This window comes from Cytobacillus gottheilii, from assembly GCF_900166665.1.
GTDB classification, from domain to species: Bacteria; Bacillota; Bacilli; order Bacillales; family Cytobacillaceae; genus Cytobacillus; species Cytobacillus gottheilii_A.
Map to the genome: position 1 here is coordinate 167,693 of NZ_LT800494.1, position 12,161 is coordinate 179,853.

The window sequence follows — 12,161 nt, forward strand, 5'->3', positions numbered from 1 at the left end:
GCAACTAAACCTCTGTCTGCGTCCTTGCAGAACTTGCCAATCGGTAAGTTTTCTTTATACTACCAGAAGAATATAAATGAGCATCGCAGAAGAAGATTCGACGCAGTGGCTCATTTAAGGAAGGTAGTATAAGTGCAACTAAACCTCTGTCTGCGTCCTTGCAGGACTTGCCAATCGGCAAGTTTTCTTTATTTATCTTTTGCAGTGAGATGGGAAATATATTGTTTGAAAATAAATTCAAACAATAGCAGCAGGCTTGGAAAAAAGCTGCTTGGCAGCATATTGCGATCATCAAGCTTATTCGGATCCGTTATTTTAAAATTCAAATCCGAAAGCTCTGCGACTCGATTTTCCGTTTCCTTTGTGAAGGAGGCTGTAAAAATATCATGCTCTTTAGCAGCCTGCAATTTATTAATGACCAGCTGTGTTTCACCGGATTTGCTTACTACCACTAAAGCACCGATATCTTCCAGATTATTTTCAAAGACACCAATGGAATCTGTACCGCTCGAAAAAATGGTCTTCCTGCCTAATACGAGAAGCTTCTTATAAAAATAGTCTGCGGCAATAGCTGAAAAACCGGTCGCATAAATAAAAATATATTTGTGCTTAAGATTCAGCACTTTGGTGATAAACATTTCAAAATCCTCGAGTGAGTTATGAGTTAAAAAGTCTTTTTGGCTTATATGTAAATAGTCCTCGATTTCATTGCTTTTAGGGTTTTCTGCTTTGTTGATCATGGGCAGAAGGTGATAGTATAAATCAACAAATCCTGTATAGCCCATTTTTTTTGATAGTCGGATAATGGTCGCGGGAGAAGTGAAATTTTCTTTAGCAATTTCCCGAACGCCTTTTTGCAAAACGTGATCAATGTTATGAATGATATATTGAAGGATCTGCACATCTAATTCCGTTAAATTTTTCCCTTGGGTCATTTTGCTGATATCAATCAATTGGATTCACTCTTTCTTTGCCTTCTTGGAATCGTTTTATTTTACTTTACCACAAATGCAATAGAAAGTATTACACCTGAAGATATAGTAAAAAAGCTAAGACATATGTAACGTCTTAGCTTTCTTAGATATCTACCTTATAGCTCTTCCTCATAAACATCTACTACATTAGAGCTAATCCACCCTGACAATGTATCGTTAATTTGTATCTTGTACCATGTACGGCCTTCTCCATCAGTTTCTTGCTCTCCCAGGTATACTGCGTATTCACCATATGGAAGGACATGCAGATCACTGGAATTCAAGCTCGGGCTTTCTCTTACATAAACACCATCCGGAGCTTCTTTGTTTGGTGATACATAGTATTTTACACTGGCAGAGGCAGTCGTAGAATTATCGTCTTCCTCAAGCATGTTTGTAATGCTAGAAAAGGCAAATTCTAAACTTTTATAAGTTGAAGGGTCGTACCCTAATGGCTGAAGATGTTCAATCACCAATTTGCCCTCAAAGTTTGCCCAAGCAGTACCTAGTTTTCCATTAGGACTGAATAGCCCCCAAATAGGTAATCCGATGATGCAAATGATTGCAAGTCTCTTGTAGTTCTTCTTGGTTTTGGGGTTTACGACGGAAATCTTTTGGATACCATTTCTCAGCTTCGTTCCAAGGGAAACCATTCCGGTAAAAAGTATATCAATAAGTCCAATTCCAGGAAGAGGATTTTTACCTTGTTTTCTCCGGTTAATTGTCATACTTCCCATCTTGTTTGAAGCAGCATCCAAAAACTTTATTCCATTCTTTATTATAGAATGTACAAGCCAAATCAGAAATTTGATGGCAAATGGCAAAATGATAGCAGCAATTAGAATGATGATGGCCATTCTGATGGGAGCAGATAAGCCCATGAGCACTATGTACAATTTAAAAATGAGATTCATAATGTAATCAAAAAGGTTTGTGATCCACTCCGGCATGATTTTAGTCTCCTTTTTCTAGTACTTTATTTAACTCCGCTAACAGTGGATCCTCTTCCTTTTGTTCATGCGGCTTTTCTAAGTGAGCGGCTGGCTGGCTCTGTGGTGCTGCAGTTATTAGCGGATTCACAGGCACACTGCTTTGAGCAGTCATATTTAAGATTTTCTCAATTTCTTCAAGAGATAATCCCTTTTCTAAATAGCCATTGATGGTTTCTGTTCTTGCGCGTTGTTCTTTGTCTCTTTTTTCCTGGATCTCCTGGATGATGGCCATGCGTTCTTGGTCATTTGCGGCATAAGCAATTCTTGCCCCATCTGGTCCGTACATTTCAAGAAGCTGCTGCAGATTATCCATTTCCACATTCTGCACCTGGTTCTTTGATTGCGTCTCTTTAATTTTTGTTCCTGTGCTGCTGTCGATTTCAGCATTCTTATAGGCTGTATCTTTTTCTAGCTGCTTCATTTTTTCAAGATGTGCTTTCGATTTAGCACTCAATTCTACTGTGGCTTTGGTATCTAAAAGCTTCAGCCCAATGCTCTCCATTGAGTGTGTAAAACGGGAATCATTTCGCAGACCTTCGATATCAAATTTCAGCCCTTGGTATTGGTTAATATCGTACTTTTTCGCAAGATCAGCGATTTCGAAATAGAGCTGCTTATCAATCAGTTGTTTATAATTGTGATCTCCGTTTCGAAGGATAAGAACGGGATCATCTACTCTTACTTGGATAGTCACTTCAATCATAAAGGTTTCAACGACCTCAGAAGAAGAGAACTCTTTCTGAAATTCAAACAACTTTGGTGTTAATTCTATCTTATGCATCTTTGTAAGCTTTTCGGATTTAACCTCCATCCGGCTTAATCTCTGTCCTGATTTAACAGGAATCATGTCTCCATGTGCATTCACGTAAACGAATGCCATATCTGAAGTTGCCATTGGCTGTTTTTCAGCAAATAAACCCGTCTTAATTGTCTGAGTCCCAAGAACAAATGTCATAATTTTTTCTTCCTTTCAATATTAATAATTTCAGTGACAATCGGAACTGCTGCCTCTCGGTAAGGCTCTTGCAATATATCTTTTAATATGAGACGGATACTCTCCTTTAAAGTGCTTCCGCCTTTAACAAACAAGGAGAAAGTAAAACGGCGAAGAGGTTCCTGCAAAGTATTGTTTTTATGTGCCTCTTGAAAAATATGTTTTATAATAAGGGAGGCAAATTCCCGCGTTTTCCAGTGACTTAGTCCAGCTGCAAGCATGCTGGGGAGAATATCCTCTCCTATTTCATCTTCAGAAAAAAGAACTTCTAATGAATCCTCATCAATATATGTTAAGATGGCGAAAAATAATTCATAAAAATCATGTATGGTGTTTTTTTCAGGAGCAGCCTCTTTTAGCCAAATATCGAATAAATAAGGAACAGCCTGATAATAGATAGGATCGTGTTTACCATATAAAAACAGGCTGCTGATGCTATCTAAAACAACATCTGCAACGCGGTCACTGTTAATATGATAAATGGATGCTAAGTTTGTAAAAGAATCTGGAAATAGGTAGACTCCAAGACTTGTTCCATAAGCTGCCGCGGCAGTCCATTGAAGTCGATTGTTATTGCTTAATGAAGCCCAGTGATTGAGAAGTTTGTCGACCACCACTAGGTTTTCCTTTTCCTCAGCAAGCTCATTTAGAAGGTTAATCGCTAAAACGCGATAATATGGCTCTTTGTGATTCGCCCAATCCTGGATGATGTGATTTAGAATATAAAGAGTGTCATCCTCGAAGATGACTGCTAATGCCTTGATAATTCGGGCATTAAGCTGCTTGTTGCCATGCTCTAATAGAACCTTAAACCAAACCAGCAGAGCTGTTCTTAATCTGGGATAATTGTGCCAGACATAACGCAGAACGGCGTCTGCATCCTCTTTTGTTTTGAAGCGTATGTATGTGTCCTTTACTTTTCCGATATTCGCATTCGAAAATCCTTCATAGCGCTCTGCACCAATCGCCGCTAGCTGAAGGGAAAGGGAGAGATCTAAAACTTGAGTTTGTTCTTCTTCTTGATCATATTTAAACTCTAACCGTAAGCATTCTTTTAAATCATCTATAATGACTTCAAGCTGGGAATACGGGGATTCATTGAAAACAGCCAAAGCTGTAATCATGGCATATTGCTCAATGGTTCGCTCTTCTTCAAACCAATGTTGGATTCTAGTTTCAACATTCTGCTTTAAAGATTGCAGGAATTGTTCAATGGTTTGCTGCTCTGTAAGGACTTCAATCAATTTATTCGTTAATGTTTCCGCATCTCTTGGCCAGAAATCATTTCCGATTGAATTGATCATTCGGCTCTCTTCCATGAGCTGGTGAAAGTCATTTTTTGTTTTTTCGGTTTTATTGTAAAACGTAAAATGATTTTCGAGCAGCTGATATGTATGAAGCGGTTTCTGGTGTTCAAATGAATAATCTAAATGACTTGCTCCCTCGCTTGTAGTAATAACCAAAAATGAACCAACACTTTGCAGGTGTTCACTCAACTTTTTTAAAGAAAAAGAATTTATTGACTTTAACGTATCAGGGGATATGTTATCAATGATGTAGCCTGTATTCTTTTCATATGTAATCTTTAAGAGCTCGGTTTCCGTTATCGCAGGGAAAATCTGCAATAAGGCTTTCACTCCCTGATCATGTAAAAGGGATAAAGCCGCTGTGTATTTGCCTGTGTGCTGGTTACTATGCAAGATGAGGACTCTTTGTTCCCCAAGCAATGATTTCCCGCTCTCAAAGGTAGGATCAGGTATAAAAAGGTGTTGAACTTTAGCGATTTCCTGTTGTTGAATCTGATAAATTTGAGTTGAGGAGGCCTTTAAGTTCTTTACTTCTTGCCTGGCTTTCCCGTAGTGTGAGTGAACAGGGCTATCAGAATCAGACAGATTATCCATCCCTTTAATCTTTTGAATTAATGTTTCGATGGAAGAATCCATATTTTCAGAGTCTGCCTGAATCCAACTTACCCGAGAAATATAATACTTCATCCAATCAGATAGGAAATCGTCTATTCGAAAGGGGATAATGATCTTTTTGTTTTGAACCGCTAAGGCAACTTCGCTTTGAACATGCTCAGAGATACAGGAATGCTTAGAAACTAAGACAAGAATGTAGCGAAATTTATTAATGGCTTGAGTAATTCTTGAGGCATAGTCACCACCAGGAGGAACATCGTTAGGGGCAAACCAACAGGTAAATCCTTGTTCCTTTAACGAAGTATAAAGCTGTTCAGCTACCTTTGAATCTTTTGTTGAATAGCTAATAAAAATTTCACTCAATTACTTTTCACCTTCTTTTTAAATAAACGGGTATTTTTCCCTATTTTAATATTAGAATACTATTTAAAATACTCTTTGTAAATAAAGGACTGGCGTTGTTTTATGGTAAGATATGAGGATGAAAATAGTATGGAGAGGGACAAAAAAGGGATGACATACAAACCGAAATATATTGATACATCAGCTGTTGAGGTACCAAAGGAAATTCTCGATTTAAAGGAAGTATTAGCGAAGAATGTTCATGAAGTATGGGCGACACAAAGGATTCAGCAAGGATGGAAGTACGGAGAACATATGGATCATCAGAACAAAACTCATCCGAATCTCGTTCCATATGAGGAACTATCAGAAGAAGATAAAGATTACGACAGGAATACGATGTTGGAAACCTTGAAGGTTATTCTATCTATGGGATTTACCATTAAGCGGGAGGATTCTCAATGAAATCAATCATCTATTATTATGTTTTTGCTGCTTTGATGGTGGCAGCCACTTGGATATGCCATGTCCAGCTGGGAAACCCTGATCGCGTTCTTTCTATTATTCTAACCGTTATTTTTCTTACATATGGTTTATTTATAAAAGTGATCCCGAAAAATAGGCTTCAGGTTTTTCTGGGCCTGATTGCTATTTCTGCCGGGTTTTACGGGTTCAAATATTTTGCGATTAGTGATTATTCATTTGTGAATGCCATTTACTCGACTTTTCGACTATTTCTATTAGATGTGGACCCTGTATTTTCAGAGAATGCAAGTAAATTTGTTTCATATCCGTTTGCTATAGAATTGGCAAGATTTACAGCTGCTGCTTGTACGATTTCTACTGTGTTTTCTCTGATTTACTCTTTTTTCAATCAGTCTATGAAGCTATTATGGCATGGAGTTTTTGGAGGGCATATTGTTATTTCAGGATTTAACAGGCATAGCAAAGTGCTGATCGAAAATTTGAACATGCAGCATAAACAAGTGATGCTATTAACAGAAGATATTTCAGAATCTCAAAGGAAATATTTACAAAATTTAGGAGTTGTTGTGTTTATTGGCAAACAAGGTGACCCAGCCTTATATAAAAAGTCCAGGCTTCTGCAAGCCGGAGAGTTTATTATTTTTCATGAAGACGATTCAAAAAATTTAAATGAAATCCTTGCTTTAGATGAATTTGTAGAAAAAGACTGGTCTCGTTTGCGGGCCGAGCAGGTCATTTTAAACCTTATACATAACCAATCATATGAGTTGTTTGAGGTCATTGAAAAGGATTTAGCGATTCATAAGAAAGTGACCATAAAACCATTTAATTTACACCGCTTGGCAGCAGAAAAAGTTCTCGATGATTACCCTTTATATGAGGGGTATGAGGATAGGCTGAGACAGGAAAATGGAGAACCGCTGCATTTGCTTTTTGTTGGATTTGGTCAAACAGGGAGGCACATGGCCGTTCAAGCGGTTGAACGTTCTCATTTTATAAATCCGGATTTGCTGAAAATCACGGTGCTGGATAAAGAAGCTCCAAAAATTGAAAAGCAATGGTTTGATAGTTATCCAAAAAGCAAAAAGTTTGTAGATATTAAGTTTCAGAAACTTGATATTGAAATAGATTCTATTTATAAATATCTGCAGCAAGCCTCGTGTGAGTTCACTCATATCTTTATTTGTCTGAAGGATGATTTTGAAGACTTGAAGGAAGGCATGGAATTAACAAGAAAGATTCCTGATATCCCGATTTATTTGAAAATGAGTGAAGAAGGGCAAATCAGTGAGTGGCTGCAGGAAAATCAATCAAAGTTCTCTAACTTACATTTGTTTGGTGATGTTCAGTCTGTCCTTAATTATGATAATGTAATTAATGACAGTCAGGAAAACTTTGCCAAAAAGGTGCATGAGACTTATGAAAAAATAAAAGAAGAGGAAACGGGGAAAACCCCTGAAAAATGGGAGGACCTTCCAACCTTCAAGAAAGAATCAAACCGCAATCAGTTAAACCATACATTTGCCAAATTAATGCTTTTAGGATTGAAGGCAGTGAAAAAGGATCAGGTGGGGAATCAGGAGACATTGACTCCTTCTGAATTTGAAGAGATTGCCTCAAACAAAAAAGAAGCAATCGCCGTGACTGAGCATCAGCGCTGGAATACCTTTCATTATGTAAGAGGATGGGACACACTTGAACTTGAGCACATAACCAAAGAATATGTGGCAGATTCAGAGAAAAAGCTGCACGGATGCCTTGTACCTTACGGGGAATTAGGTGGAGTAAGTGCGATTCGTGAGGAAGACTATAAAGAGTATGATCGGGACGTTGTTCTCAAATTGTTTAAAACAATGGAGATCGCAGGCTTTGTGATTGTGAAGGAATGAAGATTATATTAGGGGAAAGATAATTCAAAGTGAAGGAAGGATATAGGACAGGCGCTTTAATCCCAAAATGCGGGCCTGTCCCAGTTCCCTATTCTTTAGTCTGCAGTGTAGTCAATTTCGATCAGATCCCATGCGGTGATTAAACCAAGAGGCCATTCATTTTTATTTCCGTTTTCAGTTATAATGACGGCTTCCAAGTTTGTTTTGTTCATATGGGCTTTTTCGTAAATCTCTTCGACTTCAAAAATATCAATTCCTTTATCGGCAAATGCGATAGGGTGCTCTTTTACATCTTTTAAAATGTCTATAACTTTTACATCCACTAAATCCACTTTATGGTTACCTGCATACTTCGCCATCCATTTAACAATATCCTTAGCTGTTAATAGCCCGATAAATTCCTTGTTTCGATACACCGGGTATTGTGAATAATTGTGCTGGTTGATCCCTTGGATAACTGTGGTTATAGAATCATCAAATTGAAAGGTAATCACTTTTTTTGTTGCAATTGTCATTGCGTAGTTCGGTTTAGTAAAAATATCGGCAATCTTTTCAATTCGCGCGACTACTTCTGGATGAGGCTCTGCAATATAAGAACCCAGCTCTCTTTTTTCATGGACAATCGCATTCCGCAGTCTTCCATATTGCTCTAATTCATCAGCATAGGCATTAATTAATCGATGCTGCTTAGCTCCTTGTCTAAGCAAAACAGTATACCTTTTATCATAATAATTTACCCGTTTTTTCAAAACCTCATCAATTCTATTATAGGCCACTTCAAAGCGGTCGGATAAATTAGAGATATTCAGTGTTTTCATCATATGTACCTCTTTCTTTGGAACGGGGATGAGAGTCTTTCGTTATTTTGTTTAGTTCTTTAACTCTAGAAAGTACCCGTTAATTTAATTGAATAAATCCATTCAGTCAAAAAAACATCTCATCTCCTGCATTTAAAATGAAATAATATCTGGTAGGAATAATTATAACACTGATTAAAAGCAATTTTATGCTCAAGTAAAATAAAAAAGGAGAGTCGCAAAGGAAACAAATTTGAATTTTTTTGGTTTTTTGATGAGGTAAAAGTAAAAGCAGATACTATTTCTATTATTACATCTAATCCTCGTTCACATTTCCAGCTGCGGTACAACAAGAGTTCTATTTTCAAAATATAATCATTTCAAAATGGTAATTATAAGTGTAAGTATTTTTAACCTTATTTCTTACATAAATAAGAAACCAAATTCAATTTACCAATTGAATGATTATGATAACTCTTGAACATGAACCATCTCCCCTTGAACCCAAACCTCCCGAATATTCTCCGGCGGTATCATACAAATCTTCGTTAAAATTGAAAATAGTCAGTTTGGCCATAGGTACCTTCGTATCAATGATTTGCATATCCCATGCATGTCTTCTTTCATTCGGCGTGGAAGGCTGAGGCTTTCTCCTCCGCCAGCGGTTGCGGGATAAATTGCCTCATTGATCGTGATGCGTGAGTTTGCTGCTCCTCTTTCAACTGCTGGAATATTTGCATTGACACCGTCTTCCAGTATTCTTGGTGCGGAGTGGTGTTTTGCGAAAAAACAGCAAAATCTGAGTGCCATAAGGTGACAGCCATAATTAAGCGTAATTATTCGCGATTTCAAGTAAATAACGATGGAAATTTTCAGCATATGATGTTGGTTCGATAATGGTTAGATTCGTACCGAAGCCTGCTAAAAATTGAAAACCTATGTGATTTTGAGGGACTCGAATGGTAGCTATAAGGCGCTGAGATTGATCCACCTCAATACTCTTTCGGCCGTACCTTTCTATGAAATGATCTGCAATATTAGATGAAATGATCGCCTTTATAGATATTTGCTGATCTTGATAATTCATATGAACTTGCTCTGGTGCTTGTTCCCTGGGATTAAAAGCTTGGTCTCCTATAGCGAGATTGTCGATTCTAGATAATTTAAACGTTCGATAATCCTGCCGCTGTAGACAAAACCCCTTCAAATACCAGCTGCTTTCGCTAAAATGAAGCTGATACGGCTCGACCGTTCGAATGGTGCTAAGACCATTCTTATCTATATAGTCAAAAGTGATCAACTTATGTTCTGCTATTGATTTTTGGCATGTCTTTGAGATTTTTGAGACTTCAGATCGGCCTTCCCACTTATAAAAAGATAAATGGATTGAATTTTGCTTCGCCAATGGATTAACCATCGCTTCCATCTTTTTAATAGTAAGTTCCACTTCCTCGCTCATAAAAATCTGTTCCAATCCGCCAAGCGCAATCAATATATTTTCTAAGTCAGAGGTATTTAAGAGTCTTTTATCAACCTTGTATTCTTCCATGATCCCATAGCCGCCATTTACTCCGTGAACCGAGTAGATCGGAATGTTTGATAGGCTCAATGTTTCCATATCACGAAGAATCGTTCTTTTGGAGACGTTAAAAAGCTGTGAAAATTCTCTTGTGGAAACAACATCCTTTTTCAGCAAGATCATAATAATCGTTATTAAGCGCTCAATTTTCCCCATAACATCACCTTTTTTTATTTATTTAGAAAAGGTGACATACAGCTGTCACCACTAATAAATTATACTTCATTTATCAAAACAAGGAGGTAAAACTATATGTCAGTTATTGTTTATGTAAACTTTGATGGAAACGCAGATGAGGCAATTGAATTTTATTCGGAGGCACTCAATGCAAGCAAGGTAAAGAAAGTGAAATTCAAAGATTTCCCGCAGGATCCCAATTTTCCAATGCCGAAAAATGAACTTAATATGATCATGGAATCTTCTATAGAATTCGCAGGTGGTAAAATCATGATGTCAGATTTATTGCCTTCCATGAAGAGTGTAACAGGTGCATTGGTGAAGGGAAGTAATGTACTGATTAGTCTGGTGATGGATGATAAACATTTATTAGAACAATACTTTAGGAATCTATCAAAAGGCGGAATTGTAATCATGCCGTTATCGGAAACGCCTTGGTCTTCCTGCTTTGGAATGCTGGTTGATCAATTCGGTATAACCTGGAAATTTAATCGTGACGCAGATCAGTTTCTGGACAGTGTCATTGCGAATAAACAGTAACTAAGAAAACATGGCCTTGCATGCAAGGCCATGTTTTTACTATTTATTAAATACCGTCATCAAAACCCACATCTGATCCGTTTTTACCGGGTACGAACCTTCACCCCCTGAACCCAAACCTCACGAATATTCTCCGGCCGAACGTTGTACATGATCTTCTGAAAAATATCATACAAATCTTCATTTGGATCAAAAATAGGCAGCTTTGCCGCAGGAGCTTTTGTGTCAATGATCTGCACATCCCATGTATAGCCTACTCTCAATCGGCCGACTGGAAGGCTGAGGCTTTCTCCTCCGCCAGCGGTTGCAAGATAGAATGCTTCATTGATCGTAATGCGTGAGTTTGCTACTCCTCTTTCATCTGCTTGAATATTTGCATCGACACCGTCTTCCAGCATTCTTGAAGAGACAACAGCCTGTTTGGCATTATCATATAAACTTGGTGTGGCACCAGCAGAAATATCAGTTCCTAGTCCAATGTCGATCCCCATTCTTCTAAAGCGATAGAGAGGAAGGACGCTGTTGGCAAAATAAGCATTTGATAAGGGACAATGAGCAATAGCTGTGCCGGTTTCAGCGAATAAAGCAGCGTCCTCATCACTAAGGAAATTACTATGAGCCATGACGGATTTATCACTTAGTAATCCAAAGCCATTTAACGCAAAGGCATCATGTTTGTTAAATCTTTCTTTTACATAATGATGTGCCCAATCACTTTCACTGCAATGGGATTGAATATGGGTATCGTATTTAAGAGCCAGTTCTCCTAAGCCTTTTAATGCTTCATCTGTACAGCTTGGAATAAAGCGTGGCGTAACAACTGGATAGACACCTTGTTTTACTGTTTTATTCAGGTTTTTTACTGCTAAAATAAACTCCTCTGTATCTCTAAGTGCAGTTTCGGCATCCAGGTCTCGATAATAGGATGGGTTTTGTTCAGGATCGTCCATTACGACTTTTCCGACTAATCCGCGTTGTCCTTTTTGTGCACAGATTTTGGCCAATAATAGACTAGCTTCCTTATGCACAGTTGCGAAATACAAAGCAGTCGTTGTTCCATTTGCCAGCAGTGTGTCTACTAAATTATCATAGACACTTTTGGCAAAGTCTAAATCGGAGTATTTAGCTTCTAGAGGAAACGTGTACGTATTCAGCCAATCATATAAGGGAAGGTCCTGAGCCGTTCCTGATTGAGCCCATTGTGGAGCATGAACATGTAAATCCACAAAACCAGGCAGGAGGAATTGTCCATCAGCCAAAACATGAAAGTGATCTTCTCCCTTATGAGCCTCAATCAAATGCTGGTATTCCTCTTCCTGTGGTGCAACTACCTTTTCGATCATGCCATCAGAATTGATGCAAAAAAGGTAATCTTTTAAGATACTTATTTTCTCGGGTGAATCACTTGTGAAAGCAGTTCCAATAAAAATTTGCGTATAATTATTCATAATTACCTTCCTAATGTTCGT

At 37.9% G+C, this 12,161-nt stretch carries 10 protein-coding genes and 1 pseudogene; 3 read left to right on the plus strand and 8 right to left on the minus strand.

Going from position 1 to position 12,161, the window contains the following annotated elements:
- Positions 1-188: 188 nt before the first annotated feature.
- The 4 genes from B7E07_RS01140 to B7E07_RS01155 all read right to left on the minus strand — a co-directional run bounded on the left by B7E07_RS01140 (position 189) and on the right by B7E07_RS01155 (position 5,245).
- Positions 189-953 (minus strand): MurR/RpiR family transcriptional regulator, encoded by a 765-nt coding sequence (locus B7E07_RS01140; RefSeq protein WP_080843666.1) that lies wholly within the window; start codon positions 951-953, stop codon positions 189-191.
- A 137-nt stretch (positions 954-1,090) separates the two neighbouring features.
- A complete protein-coding gene (locus B7E07_RS01145) occupies positions 1,091-1,924 on the minus strand; it encodes an SH3 domain-containing protein (protein ID WP_080843667.1) in 834 nt (277 codons plus the stop codon).
- Positions 1,925-1,928: 4 nt separating this feature from the next.
- Entirely contained in the window at positions 1,929-2,921 is a 993-nt protein-coding gene (locus tag B7E07_RS01150; RefSeq protein WP_080843668.1) for a hypothetical protein, read from the minus strand.
- The gene (locus B7E07_RS01155) at positions 2,918-5,245 is read right to left on the minus strand and encodes a toll/interleukin-1 receptor domain-containing protein (protein WP_080843669.1); all 2,328 of its coding nucleotides are present in this window, start codon (positions 5,243-5,245) and stop codon (positions 2,918-2,920) included. Before B7E07_RS01155 ends, B7E07_RS01150 begins: the two co-directional genes overlap by 4 nt.
- 102 nt (positions 5,246-5,347) lie before the next feature.
- Between B7E07_RS01155 and B7E07_RS01160 the strand changes: the two genes are divergently transcribed.
- Both B7E07_RS01160 and B7E07_RS01165 read left to right on the plus strand, forming a co-directional pair.
- Complete coding sequence (locus tag B7E07_RS01160) at positions 5,348-5,689, plus strand: RyR domain-containing protein (protein ID WP_257391368.1); 342 nt, start codon at positions 5,348-5,350, stop codon at positions 5,687-5,689.
- Positions 5,686-7,599, plus strand: a complete 1,914-nt coding sequence (locus tag B7E07_RS01165) for a hypothetical protein (RefSeq protein ID WP_080843670.1) — start codon at positions 5,686-5,688, stop codon at positions 7,597-7,599. Before B7E07_RS01160 ends, B7E07_RS01165 begins: the two co-directional genes overlap by 4 nt.
- 95 nt (positions 7,600-7,694) lie before the next feature.
- Here the strand turns inward: B7E07_RS01165 and B7E07_RS01170 are convergent, their stop codons facing one another.
- The 3 genes and pseudogenes from B7E07_RS01170 to B7E07_RS01175 all read right to left on the minus strand — a co-directional run bounded on the left by B7E07_RS01170 (position 7,695) and on the right by B7E07_RS01175 (position 10,131).
- Positions 7,695-8,420, minus strand: coding sequence for a CBS domain-containing protein (locus B7E07_RS01170; protein WP_257391369.1), 726 nt, complete (start codon positions 8,418-8,420; stop codon positions 7,695-7,697).
- A 441-nt stretch (positions 8,421-8,861) separates the two neighbouring features.
- Positions 8,862-9,158, minus strand: a pseudogene (locus B7E07_RS24300) (guanine deaminase); the annotation flags it as partial.
- A gap of 64 nt (positions 9,159-9,222) precedes the next feature.
- Positions 9,223-10,131, minus strand: coding sequence for a helix-turn-helix transcriptional regulator (locus B7E07_RS01175; protein WP_080843672.1), 909 nt, complete (start codon positions 10,129-10,131; stop codon positions 9,223-9,225).
- Between the two features lie 96 nt (positions 10,132-10,227).
- Between B7E07_RS01175 and B7E07_RS01180 the strand changes: the two genes are divergently transcribed.
- Positions 10,228-10,692 (plus strand): VOC family protein, encoded by a 465-nt coding sequence (locus B7E07_RS01180; RefSeq protein WP_080843673.1) that lies wholly within the window; start codon positions 10,228-10,230, stop codon positions 10,690-10,692.
- A gap of 83 nt (positions 10,693-10,775) precedes the next feature.
- Here B7E07_RS01180 and guaD read toward each other — a convergent pair whose 3' ends face one another.
- Positions 10,776-12,140: a guanine deaminase gene (guaD, locus tag B7E07_RS01185; protein WP_080843674.1), complete on the minus strand. Its 1,365-nt coding sequence runs from the start codon at positions 12,138-12,140 to the stop codon at positions 10,776-10,778.
- Positions 12,141-12,161 lie beyond the last annotated feature (21 nt).

Bases quoted from the DNA above. Each gene is read 5' to 3' on its own strand.
- B7E07_RS01145 (WP_080843667.1), bottom strand. From the start codon at position 1,924: ATGCCGGAGTGGATCACAAACCTTTTTGATTACATTATGAATCTCATT.
- B7E07_RS01150 (WP_080843668.1), bottom strand. From the start codon at position 2,921: ATGACATTTGTTCTTGGGACTCAGACAATTAAGACGGGTTTATTTGCT.
- B7E07_RS01160 (WP_257391368.1), top strand. From the start codon at position 5,348: ATGGTAAGATATGAGGATGAAAATAGTATGGAGAGGGACAAAAAAGGG.
- B7E07_RS01165 (WP_080843670.1), top strand. From the start codon at position 5,686: ATGAAATCAATCATCTATTATTATGTTTTTGCTGCTTTGATGGTGGCA.
- B7E07_RS01170 (WP_257391369.1), bottom strand. From the start codon at position 8,420: ATGATGAAAACACTGAATATCTCTAATTTATCCGACCGCTTTGAAGTG.
- B7E07_RS01175 (WP_080843672.1), bottom strand. From the start codon at position 10,131: ATGGGGAAAATTGAGCGCTTAATAACGATTATTATGATCTTGCTGAAA.
- B7E07_RS01180 (WP_080843673.1), top strand. From the start codon at position 10,228: ATGTCAGTTATTGTTTATGTAAACTTTGATGGAAACGCAGATGAGGCA.
- guaD (WP_080843674.1), bottom strand. From the start codon at position 12,140: ATGAATAATTATACGCAAATTTTTATTGGAACTGCTTTCACAAGTGAT.